Source organism: Octadecabacter dasysiphoniae (assembly GCF_021532615.1).
Classification (GTDB): Bacteria; Pseudomonadota; Alphaproteobacteria; order Rhodobacterales; family Rhodobacteraceae; genus Octadecabacter; species Octadecabacter dasysiphoniae.
Genome location: NZ_JAKGAQ010000002.1, coordinates 229,864 through 246,465 on the forward strand (window position 1 = coordinate 229,864; position 16,602 = coordinate 246,465).

Sequence of the window (16,602 nt, forward strand, 5' to 3'; positions counted from 1 at the left end):
AATGTTAACGGCATTTATTAGGCGCGAGTAGTCCGAATTTGGGATTAAGGCCCCAAAAAGGGTCTGGAAAACCCGACTGCGCACCCGACATATGAACGCCGTTCAATGCACATTCGCCAGCATCGCAACGGCCTGCGGTTCGTGGTGTTTGCACTGCTTTTCTGGACGCCCTATTGAGGCCGACCCCTTAATACCGACGTCATCGAATGCAGATTTTAGGCGTCAACTTCAGCGTCAGTGTTTGTATCTTCTTGGGCGCTATCATCGTCGTCCGTGCCATAAATCAGCTCGGGGTCAACGATGTTGGGTTCCAGAACCACACCACGATTGGCCAGTTCCTCCCCCTCAAGCTCAACCGATTGCGCCTTGGTGCGCACGACAACACGGGTGCCGTTGGGCACGCGATCATACAGATCAATGATATCGTGGTTGAACATGCGGATACATCCCGCAGACCCCGAATTGCCGATGGATGGTAAATCGTTGGTGCCGTGAATGCGGAAATGCGTGTCGCGCCCGTTCTGGAACAAATACAGCGCGCGTGATCCCAGCGGGCTGGCCAATCCTCCCTCGATACCGCGTGCGAACGGGCCATACACCGCAGGTTCGCGGCGCAGCATGTTTGCGGTTGGGGTCCAGCCGGGCCATTCGCGTTTCATCTGGATGGTGGATGGTTGGCTCATGCGTAGGCCTTGCTGGCCCACGGCGATCGGATACCGGCGCGCCATGCCGTCTTCTTCTACGAAATACAACAGCTTGGCATGAGGATCGACCACGATCGTTCCCGCTGCTTCGGGCCCGTTATATTCAACAACCGCGCGCTGATTGACCCCTTGCAAATACTCAGCCGGGATCGGGGGCAGCGTGTATTCGCCGTCTTCCAACAACCCGTAACCCTCGATGATCTCATCAACCGGCACATCGCCAATCAGCTCTGGTTCGGGCGATCCGCAGGCGGCCAGAAACCCCAACGCAAGGGCGGCAAAGGGTGTCGAAAGTCTGTGCATAGGTGTCCCCGAAATCCAAGTGTTGTCGAAACCTTAACAGCCAAGCGCCGCCCAAAACCAGCCCCAAAGCCCCTGCAACACATTCGGATCGGGCGGCGTTCACAATTTTCTGGGAATCCGGCGCATCCCTGCCCATGTTGGGGGTATGAGACTGACAGGAAAAACCGCAATCGTTACCGGGGCTGGCTCCGGTTTTGGGGCAGGCATTGCCCAGAAATTTGTCGCCGAAGGCGCGCGTGTGCTGGTGGCCGACATCAACGGCGATGCCGCCAATGATGTTGCCCGCCAGATCGGGGCATCGCCTTGGGTGGTGGATGTGTCTGACAACACGTCCGTGCGGCGCATGGCGGGAAAACTGCCCAACCCAGACATCATCGTGAACAATGCCGGTATCACGCATTTGCCCGCGCCCATGGAAACGATCAGCGACGAAGACTTTGATCGCGTGTTTCAGGTCAACATGAAATCCGTGTTCCTGATGGCCCGCCATTTCGTGCCAAAAATGAAAGACCGCGGCAGTGGTGTGATCCTCAACATCGCGTCCACTGCGGGCGTGTCGCCGCGCCCGAACCTGAATTGGTACAACGCCTCAAAGGGGTGGATGATCACCGCGACCAAGGCAATGGCGGTTGAACTTGCGCCCCACGGCATCCGCGTGAACGCGCTGAACCCCGTTGCAGGCGAAACCCCGTTGCTCAAATCCTTTATGGGTGAAGACACCCCCGAAATCCGTGCGAAATTTCTGTCCACGATCCCGCTGGGCCGGTTTTCCACCCCCGAAGACATGGGAAACGCCGCCGCGTTCCTGTGCAGCGATGAGGCAAGCATGATCACCGGCGTCGCCATGGAAATCGACGGAGGGCGATGTGTATGACCTTGAAAAAAGTAAACCTCGCCGAAAAACTCGCGATGTTCAGCACCCATTGGGACCCGCACGTTGTGGCCAGCTACAATGGCAACGACGTCATGGTGGTAAAATTCACCGGCGAATTTCCGTTCCACAAACATGACACCACCGACGATTTCTTTTTGATCCTCGAGGGCGAGGTCACGCTGGACGGCGAAGATGGTGATGCCGTCACCCTTGGCCCGGGCGAATTGTGCGTGGTGCCCAAAGGCATGATCCACCGCCCCCGCGCCACGTCAGAGGCGAAAGTGCTGCTGATCGAACCCAAAGGCGAACCCAATTCAGGCGACAGCGACCGCCCCCCAGCCACAAAGCCGACCATCTGATGCCGGGACTCTACAGCTTTTTCAGGCGTGTCTTGGGCCTGTCAGATAAACTCGAATTGTCAGACACCGCGACACCACCGCCCACCAATCCCAACCGCGTGCATATCTTTCACGGCACGTTCGCATCCGAGCTTGAAGCGACCGACTATTGCCTCACACCAGTGGGGCGTAACAAACCCGAACCGCTGACCCGCGATTTGCCTGATGCCATGATCGACACATCCGAGGTTGAGATTATTTTCGGCCAAGCCCGCATCGCAGCCGCCACTCCGATGTTCACCCCGAATCCGAACGGTTTGCTGCGCGACATCGGCACGGATAACACCGTTATCATGATCGCCGACGCCGCATTTGGCGGGCTGCCTTACACGCTGAATGACACGCCATGCCTGCGCTATGCCGGCCCTTATGAAGTCACCTGAAAAGCGCGCGCATCATCGGGCTGACAGGGCTTTCCAAACCTTCGATCACATCGAAATGGTGGCGGTCCGCCTCAACCGTCAGATCACAATGCCATGCATCCGCCAGCCACTTGGCTTGATCAATAAACGCAGGTCTTTCAGCACTACCGACCCATGCGGTCACCGCCATATCCTGGCGCGCATGATGGATCGGGCTTTCGGCGTGGGCTTCCGCCGCATCAATCCCCAACGTGTCGTTCATCGTGGTGTCCATCAGCGGGGCCAGATCGGTGAGCGGTGAAATCGCCATGACGCGGGCCACGCGGGGCGACCAATGTGCCGCCATATCAACGCAGGCCATGCGGGCCACCAGATGCGCCCCCGCAGAATGGCCGACCAGATATAGCGGGCCGTCGATGGCTTGGGCAATTTCATCTATCCTGCCTGCGATCTGGCGGGTCATATCGCCGATGCGCGCGGCGGGCGCCAAGGTATAAGACGGCAACGCACAGACATATCCCGCCGCCACCGCACCCGCCGCCAAATGGGAAAACATCGACGGTGATCCCGCCATCCAATACCCGCCATGCACAATCACCACCGTGCCGCGCAACGCGCCATTGGGGGCGTATATCTCTCCGTTGGGGCTCGACTGGGTCAGGCCTTGGGCCGCGCGAAACGCCGCCGCCGCCGCATCCCAACGGGCGTAATAGCCATCCCCGTCAGGAATATAGGCAGAATTGGCGTAGGCTTCGTCTGGTGTCATACATCCATCCCCTTGGACATCACGCGCATCACGGCTAACTGTGTGCCAAACAATGTCCCTTCGGAGGCCACCATGCTTGATTCCATCACCGACCTCAAATCCATGCTCACCCGTGCTGATCTTGTCTGCGAAGATGCTTTCGTGGGCGGCAAATGGGTGCAGGCGCGCAGCGGCGACACCATCGACGTGATCAACCCCGCGCGCGGCGATGTCATTGCCCGCGTCCCCGACCTCAGCCGCGCAGAAGTCGCCGAAGCAATCGCAAGCGGCGAAACAGCCCGCCACGATTGGGCCAAACGCACCGCCAAAGACCGCGCCGGCGTGCTGCGCAAATGGTTCAACCTGATGATGGACCACCAAGAAGACCTCGCGATTATCCTGACCGCAGAACAGGGCAAACCCATCGCCGAAGCACGCGGCGAAATCGGCTATGGTGCATCGTTCATCGAATGGTTCGCCGAAGAGGCCAAACGCATCTACGGCGAAACCATCCCCGGCCATCAACCCAATCTGCGCATCAACGTCATCAAGCAGCCCATCGGCGTCGCCGCGGGCATTACCCCATGGAATTTCCCCAACGCGATGATCGCCCGCAAAGTCGCGCCCGCGCTTGCTGCGGGTTGTGCGTTCATCATCCGCCCGTCCGAACTCACGCCGCTGTCCGCGCTCGCGATGGGTAAACTCGCCCAAGAAGCAGGCGTACCTGACGGGTTGTTTTCCGTCGTCACGACCAGCGACGCATCCGGTACGGGAAAAGAGTTTTGCGAAAACGAAGCCGTGCGCAAACTGACGTTCACAGGATCAACCCAAGTGGGCCGCATCCTGCTGAAACAGGCCGCCGATCAGGTCATGAAATGTTCCATGGAACTGGGCGGCAACGCACCGTTCATCGTGTTTGACGACGCCGATCTTGACGAAGCCGTCACAGGCGCCATCGCCTGCAAATTCCGCAACAACGGCCAGACCTGCGTGTGCGCCAACCGCATCTATGTGCAATCGGGCGTCTATGATGCCTTCGCGGAAAAGCTCAAAATCGCTGTCGAAAAGCTCCAGATCGGGGACGGCTTTGCAGATGGCACGACGCTCGGCCCCATGATCGAAGCCAAGGCTGTGAAAAAGGTTGAAAACCACCTCGCGGATGCGCTGTCCAAGGGCGCCACCGTGATTACGGGCGGCAAACCCCACAAGGACGGCGGCATGTTTTATGAACCCACCATCGTCACAGGCGCGACGCAAGATATGGCCGTCGCCACCGAAGAAACATTCGGCCCCTTCGCGCCCCTGTTCAAATTCGACGACGTGGATGACGTGATCGCGCAAGCCAACGACACGATCTTCGGACTTGCCGCGTATTTTTACGCCAAAGACCTCAGCCGCGTGACCAAAGTGGCCGAAGCGCTGGAATACGGCATCGTCGGCGTAAACACAGGCATCATTTCAACCGAAGTGGCCCCGTTCGGCGGCGTCAAGCAATCCGGCCTTGGGCGCGAAGGATCCCGCCACGGGATCGAGGATTACCTGGAGATGAAATACATCTGCATGTCTGTGTGAAACACGCTGCGCGCTGCGCCTTCCAGATGGTGCAGCGAACGGCAGCTTCGAGCCCGAAGTGACGGATGCTGCGGTGTGGTTTAAGGTCTGCTCTTGTGAGAACTATGCAAATCTGATTGGTTCGGTGACGATTGAGAGGCGCTTTTTATGAATGGCAATGATCTTCTTAAATACTTGGAGGTGAATGCGGATCACGACGATCCAATTTATGGACCGCAATGCCGATGTTCGGTCACCTTAACAGATGGGCTCTTTTTGCCGTGCGTGGTATTGCGACAGGCGAAGCCGACCGTTGATCTAGCACTGCGCCGGTTCGACAAAGAAAAGCATGGCAAAGGTGTTTTTGGCAGGTCAAAAAAGCCTTACCAACAGATAGTTCGTCACTTCATCACATCCGGTTCGTCGGTCGACAATCGCTATGTTCAGTCAATCGATCCAAGCCCATTCGCGCTTCCATCAGAGGTTATGAGCCAAATCAAGGGCGAGACCATGATGAGTTGGACAGGTTGGGTTTTTGAGATGACGGACGGTTCCATCTTTTCCTATGGTTCGACATTTTCGTTCGATTTTTTTGAATTGCCAGAAGGGTATGACTTCCGCGACGTGGCGAAAGTTTATAACCATTCTTACGTAAACGCCGATGGAGAAGTTGTTTCAATTAACGAAGATCGAGCTGGCTACGTAGAGAAACGAAATGCTGATGACCAAGCCAGAGTCTACCGGGAAAGACCCTATTTTATCTGCTTTGCGGACAGCGGGCCTCAGTTTGAGCGATAGGAGCGTAGACTCATTGCCGCCATTCGAACAAACGGAACCAACGGCAGCAAAGTCCGCCAAGCCGCTATTAGCCCCATCACCCCACCCACCAACGCAACGCCAACCGAACGCTGTGTTCACATCCCATTCATCTCGCGCTCTTACCCTCACACATGGTTAACCCGCGTGCCTAAACCCCACGCGCCATGGAATTTTCGAAAACGGCAGCCGGTCCCACAGACCACCTCGTTCTATGCAGAGACCCTGGTAGAGAAAAGGTGCAGGGACAGGTCGCAGCGCACAGACCTGAGGGGGCCTAAAACACCCCCACGGCCACCGCCTTCGCCCCGCCAAACAAAGGATCGCAATCGCGCCCGACCCCCGTCAGCATTCGCTGCTTCGGGCCGCTTGCGCATGTGCGATCCTTGCGCCATTAAGCCTCCATGGATTGGCTGAAAATCATACATATTTTGTGCGTCATGGGTTGGATGACATCCATCTTCGCCGTCCCGCGTGCCCTGATTTACTGGAAACGCGATTTTGCCAAAACGGGTGTTGCGCTCAGCCCGCTGGGTGATCTCACCTATCGTTTGTATCGCTTTTCCGCCGGGCTGATGGTCATCGCGCTGATCACGGGCATCTGGCTGGGGGCTGCCGTTTGGGCGTTTGATACATGGGTGATCGTCAAACTCGCCCTCGTTTCGCTGCTGGTGATCCACTACATGATGACGGGTGGCATGGTGGTGCGCGCCAAAAAGGGCACCTTCAAAGAATCCGATTTCTACCTGCGGATGTTCAACGAAATCAGCGTTCTAGGTGTGATTGCCATCCTTTGGGTCGTTGTCGCTAAACCCTTCTAGGGATCGCACCAACAAAAACGTAAAACTATTTTGACTTTTCTCCCAAGGATTGACGCCGCGCGCGCGTCATACCCTAGTGATGCGCATGACAGTAACAGACGAAGACTTGGCCGTGGCGGCCCAAAACGGCGACGAACAGGCCTTTGCCAGCCTGATCGCGCGCCAATACGACCGCCTGTTCCGTTTGTGTTTTCGCCTGACCGGATCGAGCCACGAGGCAGAAGACCTCACCCAAGACATCTGCGCCGCCCTGCCCGCCAAACTTGCCAGCTATGACAGGCGCGCGCGGGTCACCACGTGGCTCTACCGTGTTGCCGTCAACGCGTCGCACGATCGGCGCCGCAAACAACAAACCCACGGGCGTGCCGCAGACGGTTGGGGCGATTGGGAACTCAACCGGCAAGCCGTCATCGCCGAAAACCAAACCCGCGCCGATTGGCTCGTTGCGGCTATGGCCCAACTGCCCGTCGATCTGCGCGACACGCTTGCCTTGGTCCTTGATGATCTGACCCACGCAGAGGCTGGCGATATCCTCGGCATCTCCGAAGGCACCGTATCATGGCGCCTCTCAGAGGCCCGCAAACACCTGAAATCCCTCAAGGAAAAGGAGGGCGTAGCATGAATGATTTTGACCTAGACGACCTCAAGTCCGCCCTGAACAACGCGACCCCTGCGCCCGATCCAAAGGCAAAGGCTGACAATATCGCGTTGGCCACGAAAAATTTCGCAAATTCGCAGGCGGCCCTCCAAGGATCGCGTCAGCACCCCCGTCCCACGTCCAGTAGCAACATCTGGACTGGAACGATGAACATGCTGAACCACCTCACCTCCCGCGCTGGCCTCACGGTCACAACTGCCATCGTCGCCTGCGGCTTTATGGTCGTCACCCCGCAAGGGCGCGACCTGCTGAACCTCGATCCGACGACGGCAAAAATCGCAACGCCCGAAGTGGCTACGACCGAGGCCTTTAGCCCCGATGTAGTGGCCGCCGAAACCACAGCCCCCGCCGCACGCACCGAAGACGCGCCCGTCGTGATCCTACGCGAAGCCGTCCCGCAAGCGGATGCGACGGTCAGCGTTGAAGGTATCACCACCCCACTTTTGTCGCAGACCGATCAAGCACCCGAATATAATGATCGCATCATCATCGAACCCTTCGCTGTCCCCGCGCCGCGCCAACCACAAGCACAGGGCCAAATCGCGCCAAACGACAATGCGGCAGATGCCGAACTGATGCCCATGCCGAACACCGAAACCTTCGCCAACGACGCACCCAACCCGCTGAAAATCACCTCGGATGAACCGGTTTCCACCTTCTCCATCGACGTTGACACCGCCGCCTATTCCCTGATCCGTTCGTCCATCACCGCAGGGCAACTCCCCCCACCGGACGCCGTGCGGATTGAGGAAATGATCAACTATTTCCCCTACGCCTACCCCGCCCCGGACGGCGACGCGCCCTTCCAACCCACGGTCAACGTGTTTGAAACCCCGTGGAACGCTGACACGCAACTGGTGCACATCGGCATTCAGGGTGAGATGCCGAGCACGGATGACCGCCCACCGCTCAACCTCGTGTTTCTGATCGACACGTCGGGTTCCATGGAAAGCGCAGAAAAACTCCCCCTCCTGCGCCAATCCTTCCGCCTGATGCTGGACAACCTGCGCCCCGAAGACGAGGTCGCGATTGTCACCTATGCGGACTCAACCTCAGTCGCGCTGGACCCCACCGCCGCCAGCAACCGCGCAGATATCCTCGCCGCGCTGAACGCTTTATCAGCAGGTGGATCAACCAATGGCCAAGGCGGGATCGAAGCCGCCTACGCACTTGCCGAAACCATGAAAGACGACGGTGACGTGTCCCGCGTGATCCTCGCCACGGATGGTGATTTCAACGTCGGTCTGTCCGATCCGCGCGGGTTAGAATCCTATATCGAAGACAAACGCGACAGCGGCACCTACCTGTCCGTCCTCGGCTTCGGGCGCGGCAACCTGCAAGACGCGACGATGCAATCGCTGGCCCAAAACGGCAACGGCACCGCCGCCTACATCGACACATTATCCGAGGCGCAAAAGGTGCTGGTCGACAACCTCACCGGCGCGCTGTTCCCCATCGCCAATGATGTGAAAATTCAGGTCGAATTCAACCCCGCCACCATCGCCGAATACCGCCTGATCGGCTACGAAACCCGCGCGCTTGCCCGCGAAGATTTCAACAACGACGCGGTGGATGCAGGCGAACTCGGCGCGGGCCACACGGTTACAGCCATCTTTGAGGTCACCCCCGTCGGCAGCCCCGCACAACTCAGCGATCCATTGCGCTATCAAGCGGCTGAAACCACCGCAACGTCCGACGAACTCGGCTTTCTGCGCCTGCGCTACAAAGCCCCGGGCAGCGACACCAGCCAACTGATCGAAACGCCTTTCACCACTGGCACGCCCAACACCGAAGCCCTGTTCGCGGCCTCCATCGCCGCCTTCGGCCAACTGCTGCGCGATGATACCTACCTGAACGGCTACAGTTTCGATGATGCAATCGCGCTGGCAAACGCCAACCGCGGGGACGATCCGTTCGGCTACCGCACGCAAGCCGTGCAACTGATGCGCCTCGCAGGGTCGCTTAGCAACTAGGCCCCTTCATCTAGGCCCAAAAACTCCCGCCGGAGGCTCCCGTCCGATCCTCCGGCGCTCAATTCTTTGGAAATCCCAGCGCATAAAAATCACGCAATGTCTGGCCTTTTTCTGGTTTGAACGGCCCGATTTCTTCCATGCCTTTGATGCGGTCCAGCCGGAACATGCGGAAATCATTGCGCAATTCACACCATCCCACGACCGTCCAAACCTTGCCCCAAAACCACAGGCCAAGCGGGCGGATCACGCGGGCCGACGTCGCACCGTGCTGATCGGCATAGTCCAGCTCAAGCCGGATGCGTCCGTCCGATGCGGCTTCGATCCGGTCGATCCGCTCGCGCACATCTGCCCCCATATCCCCCATCGTAAAGGCATGAATAGGCACCGACGCAGCCTTTGCGCGGGCCTCGTCTGACAGCACGGCTTCGATCTTGACCAATGCTTCTTCCGCGTTGGCCGCCATCTGCGCCCCGCCCCAGGCACGGATCATCCGCGCCCCAGCAACCAACGCCACGATTTCTTCTGAATTGAACATCAGCGGCGGCAAATCATACCCCGCCCGCATCACATATCCGACGCCGGCCTCGCCCTCGATGGGCACGCCGGACCCGATCAAATCCGCCACGTCGCGGTAGATCGTCCGCTTCGTGACCTCCAGGCGTTCGGCCAGCGTCTGCGCCGTAAGCAGCCGACCGCCCCGCAGATATTGCACGATCTGGAAAAGGCGGTCAGCGCGTCTCATTTAGGCGGCCTTCAGTTCGAACATGCCGATGGAATTGCCATCCAGATCGGTCATGTATTGGAAACGGCCTGATGGGATATCCACGATCGGCCCCATCACCTGCCCGCCTGCTTTTGTGGCGCGTGCGGCGGTGGCCTCAACGGTGTCGGTCACCGTCAGATGCACGGTTGATCCGCTGTTGGCCGCAGGGGTGCCGGGGTACAAATGCCCGCCGCCCGCCTCATCCGCGCCGTTCAAAACGACAATCGGGTTCGGGCCCATGTCTGTGATTTTCTGCGATGTCCAACCGAACACCGCGTCATAAAACTTTGCAGATGCGTCGAGGTCAGTCACCGGAATTTCGATCCACGCTGTCATTGGTTGAAAAGTCATTGTCTCATCTCCTTGGTTATGTTGATGAGCCCTGTCTGACATACCCCTGCTGACAGCATTATGTCAGCATGTTTTAGCCGATCCAGTTTAATCCGTCTTCGGTGCGCCCCGCAGGGTTATATTCGCCGCTGACCCAGCCTTTGTATTTCTGCTTATCAAGCAGCTTGAAAAAGGCAGGATAGTCGAAATCGCCACCCTCTGGCTCACGGCGATCAGGCACACCGCCAACCTGAACATGCGCCACCCGCGCGCGCACATGTTCCCATGTCTTCAAAACGTCGCCCGTGATCTTGGCCGCATGATAAGCATCAAATTGCAGATGCAGATTTGGCGCATCGACGTCTTCAAGAACCGCCATCGCAAGGTCAAAATCATTCAGGAAATACCCCGGCATGTCGCCAGAGTTAATCGGTTCAATCGTCAATTTCTGGCTGGGTGCAAATTCCGCCGCCCATTTGAGGTTCTCAACAAAAACCGCCCGCGCCTGCGGCCCCTCAGCCACCCCCGCCATGATATGCACGAACTCTGCGCCCAGCGCGCCCGCGTACCGAATTGTGCGCCGGAACGCCTGTTGAAACCGCGTTTCTTCACCCGCCACGGCGGCGAATCCCCGTGGCCCGTCAGGGTCTATGTAATTGGGGGGCGGGCAGTTGATCAGCGCCAAATGCACCCCCGCCCGCGCAATTGCAGTGCCCAAATCAGCGGCGTTTTCTGCGTAGGGAAACAGGATTTCCACCGCCTCGAACCCAGCCAGCTTGGCCGCCAGCGGGCGTTCAAGCGATGGAGTTTCTGTAAACAACATCGTCAGGTTGGCGCAAAATTTTGGCACTAAACGTCAAGCTCCGCCGCTGGAATGATCGGGAAAAACTGCCCGCCCGACGTCACGCCGAACCAGTCCTCCCCGTCAAATGCCGCCACCTCACCCAGATCAACAAGGCGGTAAAACGATTTACGATCAATTAACGCCTCAAGGTTGCGGCGGATCAAAACATAGGGGCTCGGCTCCCCCGTTTCGGCGTCCCGCACCACACGAATGGGGTGATCCGGCCCCGCAATCGCGTCGTCCCCGACATTGGTCACAAACCGCAAATCATCCCCGACACGATCAAAATCGACAGCCACAAACGGCGCGTCATCCACCACGATGCCGACCTTTTCAACAGGCGTCACAAGGAAATAATCATCCCCGTCGCGGCGGATAATGGTCGAAAACAATTTGACCAGTTCAGCCCGCCCGATCGGCGTGCCCATATAAAACCACGTCCCGTCCCGCGCGATCCGCATATCCAGATCACCGCAAAACGGGGGATTCCATTGGTCAACAGGCGGTAAACCGCGCCCCTTGGCCACCGCACGTGCCGATGATGCGAGACTTTCCGCCGAAACACTAACTTTTCCGTCAATATTGGCGGCATCACTTTGGTTTGTTTTTGCCATTGGGGTCCATCGCGATATCTGTTCAACTATTACATAGACTATATGACCCTAACGAGGACGATTGCCATGCCAACCGACGCGCAGCTAGTAACTGACATTGAAAATCTGGCCGCCAAACTGGCGCAGGCCCGCACCTCTATCGCCAATCGCTTTATCGGGCAGGACGCTGTCGTAAATCTGACGCTCGGGTCGCTGCTGTGTGGTGGTCACGCGCTTTTGATCGGTCTGCCCGGTCTTGGAAAAACGATGCTGGTCGATACGCTGTCCACGGTGATGGGGTTGGATGGCAACCGCATCCAGTTCACGCCCGATCTGATGCCCGCCGATATCCTCGGTTCCGAAGTTCTGGAAACCGCTGCGGACGGCACCCGCGATTTCCGGTTCATCCAGGGGCCTGTTTTCTGCCAGCTTTTGATGGCGGATGAAATCAACCGCGCCTCCCCGCGCACGCAATCCGCGCTGCTTCAGGCGATGCAGGAAAAAGAAGTCACAATCGCAGGCGAACATCGCCCGCTTGGCGTGCCGTTCCATGTGCTCGCCACACAAAACCCGATTGAGCAAGAAGGCACCTATCCTTTGCCCGAGGCCCAGCTTGACCGCTTTTTGGTGCAGATCGATGTGCCTTATCCGGACCGCCATACAGAACGCGACATCCTGATCGCCACCACCGGGATCGAAACCGGGGCGGCAACCGCCGTATTCACCGCGCAGGAATTGCTAGATGCACAGGCCTTGTTGCGCCGCATGCCCGTGGGTGATGCGATTGTCGAATTGATCCTCGATATTGTGCGCGCCTGTCGCCCCGATGATGCCACCGCCCCCGAAATCGTCAGTTCCTCCGTCAGCTGGGGCCCCGGCCCGCGCGCCGCACAGGCGCTGATGTTGATGGTGCGCGCCAATGCATTGCTGAACGGCCGTCTTGTCCCGTCTGTTGATGACGTGTTGGAAATGGCTGGCCCGGTGCTGACCCACCGTATGGCGTTGTCGTTCGCGGCCCGCGCCCGCGGCGAAGTTCTGGCCCGCGTCATTGACGATGTCGCAGACCAAATCGCAAATACCACCGCCGCCGCATGAGCGATACGCCCCTCACCCTAAGATCGCACGCTGAATCCCTCGCAGCACCGTTTCCTGCGCTGCTGGCTGATGCTGAACACCTCGCCTCAACGGTGCTGGTGGGCGATCACGGGCGACGGCGCGCCGGTGTGGGCGATACGTTCTGGCAATACCGCCCCGCGCAAAACCACGACGAAATGCGCACCATTGACTGGCGCCGCTCTGCGCGATCTGACGCACAGTTCGTGCAAGACAAAGAATGGCAAATCGCCCAATCCGTTCTGCTGTGGGTCGATCAATCCGCATCGATGTCGTTCACATCGCTCAAGAATGGCACCACCAAAGCGGCCCGCGCGCGCACCCTCGCGCTGGCGACGGCGATTTTGCTGCTGCGTGGCGGTGAACGGGTCGGCCTGACGGGTAATCTGCTGCCTCCGCGCCGCGGCGAACCGCAGATCGCGCAAATGGCGGCGCTGCTGTCCCAAGACACCGCCGCTGATTATGGCACCCCGGACGCCGACAATATGCTGCACCATTCCCGCGCCTTTTTCGTGTCCGATTTCATGGGGGATATCGACGCCATCGAAACCGCTATCGCCAAGGCCGCAAGCCGCGATGTGCGCGGCGCCTTGGTACAAATCCTCGACCCCGCAGAAGAGGCCTTTCCCTACGACGGGCGCACAATCTTCGAATCCATGTCGGGCAGCATGGTCCACGAAACCCTCAAAGCGCGCGATCTGAAATCGCGCTATCTGGATCGGCTGGCACAACGCAAAGACCGCCTCGCCACCCTCGCCCATCAGGCCGGATGGCAATTCAGCACGCACCACACAGATGCTTCCGCCACATCGGCCCTGCTCTGGGCTTTCACGGCGTTGGAACGCCGCGCATGACCCGTCTGAGCTTCATAAATATTCCGGGGGGAGACGCCAAAGGCGGCGGGGGGCAGCGCCCCCTCCCCGCGCCGCAGGCGCGCCCTTATAAATTAGCGGTCGGCTTTGCGAAGCAAATTCGATCTATTGGACACCGCCCATGCTGACCCTCGGCCCCATCGCCTTTGCCGCCCCGTGGCTGCTGCTTGGCCTGATCATCCTGCCCATTTTGTGGTTGCTGCTGCGCGCCGTCCCACCTGCGCCGATCCGTCGCCGTTTCCCGGGTGTGGCGCTGCTGCTGGGGCTGAACGACGACGACAGCCAAACAGATCGCACACCGTGGTGGCTGTTGCTGTTGCGCCTGTTGGCCGTCGCCGCGATCATCACCGCCTTTGCGGGCCCCGTCCTGAATCCCAAAGACGACACACCGGGCGATGGCCCCTTGTTGGTTCTTGTGGATGGCACTTGGGCCGACGCGCGCGATTGGGCACGACGGGCAGACCGCATTGATGCCGCGCTAGCCGAGGCCGCGCGCGACGGACGCACTGCCGCCCTTGTCACGCTCACCGATCTGCCGCCAGAACCGCCGGTGTTCCAGGACGCGCAAGCGGTGCAGCAACGCATCGCGGCCCTGCAACCGCGCCCCTACGGCCCCGACATCGATGACATCACCGCTTGGGCCAACAGCCTGACGGGCAATTTTGACACCTTCTGGATGTCGGACGGTCTTGCTCGTGACAGCCGCGACACATTGCTCGCCGCGTTGGAAACACACGGCACCGTCACCGCGTTCCAATCGCCGCGCCCGATCATCGCCCTGCGCCCGGCCACATTCGAAGACGGTGAGGTCACGGTGACCGCCCTGCGCGCCGCGTCAGGCACCGAGTCCGAGACAACAATCACCGCCATGGGTCTTGATCCCGCGGGCATTGAACGCCGCCTTGCCACCGCAACCGCCACCTTTGACGCCACTGCAACCAGCGCCATCGCGACCTTCGATCTGCCCCCAGAACTGCGCAATCGCGTCACACGGTTCGAGGTTCAGGGCGTGCAATCCGCGGGTGCTGTCGCCCTCACGGACGATGCCCTGAAACGCCGCGAAGTCGCGCTGCTTGCGGGGTCCAACGACCGCGAAGCGCTCGAGCTGTTGTCACCGCTGCACTACCTCGAACAGGCGCTGATCCCCACAGCGGATTTGATTGATGGCACGCTCAATGACGTGCTTCTGGCCAATCCTGATGTGATCATTCTGGCCGATGTGGCGACCCTGACGGCGATTGAAACCGACGCCATGATCGAATGGGTTGAGGACGGCGGCGCGCTGGTGCGGTTCGCGGGTCCGCGCCTTGCATCAAGTGATATCAGCCGCATCGACGAAGACCCGCTGATGCCCGTGCGCTTGCGCATCGGAGGCCGTTCCATCGGCGGCGCGATGTCGTGGGGCGAACCCAAAGAACTTGCGCCGTTTGCCGACACGTCGCCGTTTTTCGGTCTGCAAATTCCCAAGGATGTGGCCGTCACCGCACAGGTCATGGCGCAACCCGATCCGTCATTGGCCAGCCGCGTTATTGCGCAACTGGCGGATGGCACACCGCTGGTCACCCGCAAGGATATGGGCGACGGATCAATCGTTCTGTTCCACGTCACCGCGAATGCGGAATGGTCCACGCTGCCGCTGTCAGGATTGTTTGTTCAAATGCTCGAACGGCTCGCCATATCAACGCGCCCCTCCACACCAAGCGAGGAAGACCTTGCAGGCACATCATGGACCCCCGAAGACGTGCTGAACGCCTATGGTGATCTGAACCCCGCCGACACGTTGCCCGGCGTGGCAGGCGAAGACATCGCCACCGCAACGCCATCGGCCACCATGCCCCCCGGTTTATATGCCGGCGAAGACCGCCGTATCGCGGTGAATGTGATTGGCGCGGGCCGCGAATTGGCCCCCGCGATCTGGCCTGCCCGTATCGCTGTAGAAGGATTGGACGTTGTGCGTGAAACCTTGTTGAAAGGCTGGCTTTTGGCGGCCGCGCTGGTCCTGCTGAGTATTGATATCATCGCATCCCTCGCGCTGTCCGGCCGTTTGCGTGGCCCCCGCGCGGCGACTGTTGCCATTGCATTGATCGCGCTGATGATCGCCCCACAGGCCCGTGCGCAGGATGACACCTTTGCGATCAATTCCACGGCCAACGTGGTGCTTGCCTATGTCATCACGGGCGACACCCGCGTTGATGAAATTTCGGACGCCGGGCTTTATGGTTTGTCCAACACGCTGTTTCAACGGACATCTATTGAACCCGCAATCCCCGTGGGCATTGATATCGAGGTCGATGAACTGGCGTTTTTCCCGTTCATCTACTGGCCCGTCACCGCCAATCAGCAGCTGCCCACCCGCGAGGCTTATGCCAAATTGAACCGCTACCTTCGCAGCGGCGGAATGATCCTGTTTGACACCCGCGATGCGGATCTGGCGCGGTTCGGGTCGTCTTCGCCCGAGGGTCGCAAGCTACAGGCGATTGCCCGTGGCCTTGATATTCCCGCGCTTGAACCGATCCCACAGGACCATGTTCTGACCCGCACGTTCTATTTGTTGCAAGATTTCCCCGGCCGCCACCCCAGCCGCGATGTCTGGGTCGAAGCCGCCCCAGCGGGCGCTGAAATTCAGGATGGTATGCCGTTTCGCGACCTTAACGATGGCGTCACGCCCGTCGTGGTTGGCGGCAACGATTGGGCCGCAGCCTGGGCGACGGATCGGCTTGGAAATCCGCTGGTGCCCATCGGGCGCGGGCAGGCGGGCAACCGCCAGCGTGAAATCGCCCTGCGTTTTGGTGTGAACCTGATCATGCATGTGCTGACGGGAAATTATAAATCAGATCAGGTGCATGTGCCCGATCTGCTGGACCGGTTGGGCCAATAACGAT

17 protein-coding genes are annotated in these 16,602 nt (G+C 59.4%); 11 read left to right on the forward strand and 6 right to left on the reverse strand.

From position 1 onward, the window contains the following. Positions 1–215: 215 nt before the first annotated feature. Positions 216–1,007 carry a L,D-transpeptidase gene (locus L0664_RS07975; RefSeq protein ID WP_235225124.1) on the reverse strand — a complete coding sequence of 264 codons (792 nt, stop codon included), beginning with the start codon at positions 1,005–1,007 and terminating at the stop codon, positions 216–218. Between the two features lie 145 nt (positions 1,008–1,152). On the opposite strand from L0664_RS07975, the gene L0664_RS07980 reads away from it, so the two are divergent. From L0664_RS07980 to L0664_RS07990, 3 genes are read left to right on the forward strand one after another with little or no spacing between them, the layout of a single operon-like run. Beyond that, complete coding sequence (locus tag L0664_RS07980) at positions 1,153–1,881, forward strand: SDR family oxidoreductase (protein ID WP_235225125.1); 729 nt, start codon at positions 1,153–1,155, stop codon at positions 1,879–1,881. Positions 1,882–1,883: 2 nt separating this feature from the next. Further along, positions 1,884–2,240: a cupin domain-containing protein gene (locus L0664_RS07985; RefSeq protein ID WP_235226159.1), complete on the forward strand. Its 357-nt coding sequence runs from the start codon at positions 1,884–1,886 to the stop codon at positions 2,238–2,240. Further along, a complete protein-coding gene (locus tag L0664_RS07990) occupies positions 2,240–2,662 on the forward strand; it encodes a hypothetical protein (protein WP_235225126.1) in 423 nt (140 codons plus the stop codon). Before L0664_RS07985 ends, L0664_RS07990 begins: the two co-directional genes overlap by 1 nt. On the opposite strand, the gene L0664_RS07995 is transcribed toward L0664_RS07990, so the two are convergent. Beyond that, positions 2,655–3,407 carry an alpha/beta hydrolase gene (locus L0664_RS07995; RefSeq protein ID WP_235225127.1) on the reverse strand — a complete coding sequence of 251 codons (753 nt, stop codon included), beginning with the start codon at positions 3,405–3,407 and terminating at the stop codon, positions 2,655–2,657. The genes L0664_RS07990 and L0664_RS07995 overlap by 8 nt on opposite strands. 72 nt (positions 3,408–3,479) lie before the next feature. On the opposite strand from L0664_RS07995, the gene L0664_RS08000 reads away from it, so the two are divergent. From L0664_RS08000 to L0664_RS08020, 5 genes are all read left to right on the forward strand, one after another. After that, positions 3,480–4,958, forward strand: coding sequence for an NAD-dependent succinate-semialdehyde dehydrogenase (locus tag L0664_RS08000; protein ID WP_272492451.1), 1,479 nt, complete (start codon positions 3,480–3,482; stop codon positions 4,956–4,958). A gap of 147 nt (positions 4,959–5,105) precedes the next feature. Beyond that, positions 5,106–5,735, forward strand: a complete 630-nt coding sequence (locus L0664_RS08005) for a hypothetical protein (RefSeq protein WP_235225128.1) — start codon at positions 5,106–5,108, stop codon at positions 5,733–5,735. 422 nt (positions 5,736–6,157) lie between these two features. Then, on the forward strand, positions 6,158–6,574 hold the full coding sequence (locus L0664_RS08010) for a CopD family protein (protein WP_235225129.1): 417 nt from the start codon (positions 6,158–6,160) through the stop codon (positions 6,572–6,574). Positions 6,575–6,659: 85 nt separating this feature from the next. Continuing rightward, positions 6,660–7,196 (forward strand): RNA polymerase sigma factor, encoded by a 537-nt coding sequence (locus L0664_RS08015; RefSeq protein WP_235225130.1) that lies wholly within the window; start codon positions 6,660–6,662, stop codon positions 7,194–7,196. After that, the gene (locus L0664_RS08020; protein ID WP_235225131.1) at positions 7,193–9,205 is read left to right on the forward strand and encodes a YfbK domain-containing protein; all 2,013 of its coding nucleotides are present in this window, start codon (positions 7,193–7,195) and stop codon (positions 9,203–9,205) included. Before L0664_RS08015 ends, L0664_RS08020 begins: the two co-directional genes overlap by 4 nt. A gap of 58 nt (positions 9,206–9,263) precedes the next feature. Here L0664_RS08020 and L0664_RS08025 read toward each other — a convergent pair whose 3' ends face one another. From L0664_RS08025 to L0664_RS08040, 4 genes are all read right to left on the reverse strand, one after another. Further along, on the reverse strand, positions 9,264–9,947 hold the full coding sequence (locus L0664_RS08025; RefSeq protein ID WP_235225132.1) for a helix-turn-helix transcriptional regulator: 684 nt from the start codon (positions 9,945–9,947) through the stop codon (positions 9,264–9,266). Continuing rightward, the gene (locus L0664_RS08030) at positions 9,948–10,319 is read right to left on the reverse strand and encodes a VOC family protein (RefSeq protein WP_235225133.1); all 372 of its coding nucleotides are present in this window, start codon (positions 10,317–10,319) and stop codon (positions 9,948–9,950) included. Positions 10,320–10,392: 73 nt separating this feature from the next. Beyond that, positions 10,393–11,121 (reverse strand): hydroxypyruvate isomerase family protein, encoded by a 729-nt coding sequence (locus L0664_RS08035; RefSeq protein WP_268821616.1) that lies wholly within the window; start codon positions 11,119–11,121, stop codon positions 10,393–10,395. A 26-nt stretch (positions 11,122–11,147) separates the two neighbouring features. Then, on the reverse strand, positions 11,148–11,756 hold the full coding sequence (locus tag L0664_RS08040) for a DUF1285 domain-containing protein (protein WP_235225135.1): 609 nt from the start codon (positions 11,754–11,756) through the stop codon (positions 11,148–11,150). A 66-nt stretch (positions 11,757–11,822) separates the two neighbouring features. On the opposite strand from L0664_RS08040, the gene L0664_RS08045 reads away from it, so the two are divergent. The 3 genes from L0664_RS08045 to L0664_RS08055 all read left to right on the forward strand — a co-directional run bounded on the left by L0664_RS08045 (position 11,823) and on the right by L0664_RS08055 (position 16,598). Continuing rightward, the gene (locus L0664_RS08045; protein WP_235225136.1) at positions 11,823–12,830 is read left to right on the forward strand and encodes an AAA family ATPase; all 1,008 of its coding nucleotides are present in this window, start codon (positions 11,823–11,825) and stop codon (positions 12,828–12,830) included. Further along, positions 12,827–13,702 (forward strand): DUF58 domain-containing protein, encoded by an 876-nt coding sequence (locus L0664_RS08050; RefSeq protein WP_235225137.1) that lies wholly within the window; start codon positions 12,827–12,829, stop codon positions 13,700–13,702. Before L0664_RS08045 ends, L0664_RS08050 begins: the two co-directional genes overlap by 4 nt. Before the next feature lie 139 nt (positions 13,703–13,841). Further along, the gene (locus L0664_RS08055; protein ID WP_235225138.1) at positions 13,842–16,598 is read left to right on the forward strand and encodes a DUF4159 domain-containing protein; all 2,757 of its coding nucleotides are present in this window, start codon (positions 13,842–13,844) and stop codon (positions 16,596–16,598) included. The last annotated feature ends 4 nt before the right edge of the window (positions 16,599–16,602 follow it).

Coding starts and splice junctions, on each gene's coding strand:
- L0664_RS07975 (WP_235225124.1), bottom strand. CDS start 1,007: ATGCACAGACTTTCGACACCCTTTGCCGCCCTTGCGTTGGGGTTTCTG.
- L0664_RS07980 (WP_235225125.1), top strand. CDS start 1,153: ATGAGACTGACAGGAAAAACCGCAATCGTTACCGGGGCTGGCTCCGGT.
- L0664_RS07990 (WP_235225126.1), top strand. CDS start 2,240: ATGCCGGGACTCTACAGCTTTTTCAGGCGTGTCTTGGGCCTGTCAGAT.
- L0664_RS07995 (WP_235225127.1), bottom strand. CDS start 3,407: ATGACACCAGACGAAGCCTACGCCAATTCTGCCTATATTCCTGACGGG.
- L0664_RS08000 (WP_272492451.1), top strand. CDS start 3,480: ATGCTTGATTCCATCACCGACCTCAAATCCATGCTCACCCGTGCTGAT.
- L0664_RS08005 (WP_235225128.1), top strand. CDS start 5,106: ATGAATGGCAATGATCTTCTTAAATACTTGGAGGTGAATGCGGATCAC.
- L0664_RS08010 (WP_235225129.1), top strand. CDS start 6,158: ATGGATTGGCTGAAAATCATACATATTTTGTGCGTCATGGGTTGGATG.
- L0664_RS08015 (WP_235225130.1), top strand. CDS start 6,660: ATGACAGTAACAGACGAAGACTTGGCCGTGGCGGCCCAAAACGGCGAC.
- L0664_RS08020 (WP_235225131.1), top strand. CDS start 7,193: ATGAATGATTTTGACCTAGACGACCTCAAGTCCGCCCTGAACAACGCG.
- L0664_RS08025 (WP_235225132.1), bottom strand. CDS start 9,947: ATGAGACGCGCTGACCGCCTTTTCCAGATCGTGCAATATCTGCGGGGC.
- L0664_RS08030 (WP_235225133.1), bottom strand. CDS start 10,319: ATGACTTTTCAACCAATGACAGCGTGGATCGAAATTCCGGTGACTGAC.
- L0664_RS08035 (WP_268821616.1), bottom strand. CDS start 11,121: ATGTTGTTTACAGAAACTCCATCGCTTGAACGCCCGCTGGCGGCCAAG.
- L0664_RS08040 (WP_235225135.1), bottom strand. CDS start 11,756: ATGGCAAAAACAAACCAAAGTGATGCCGCCAATATTGACGGAAAAGTT.
- L0664_RS08045 (WP_235225136.1), top strand. CDS start 11,823: ATGCCAACCGACGCGCAGCTAGTAACTGACATTGAAAATCTGGCCGCC.
- L0664_RS08050 (WP_235225137.1), top strand. CDS start 12,827: ATGAGCGATACGCCCCTCACCCTAAGATCGCACGCTGAATCCCTCGCA.
- L0664_RS08055 (WP_235225138.1), top strand. CDS start 13,842: ATGCTGACCCTCGGCCCCATCGCCTTTGCCGCCCCGTGGCTGCTGCTT.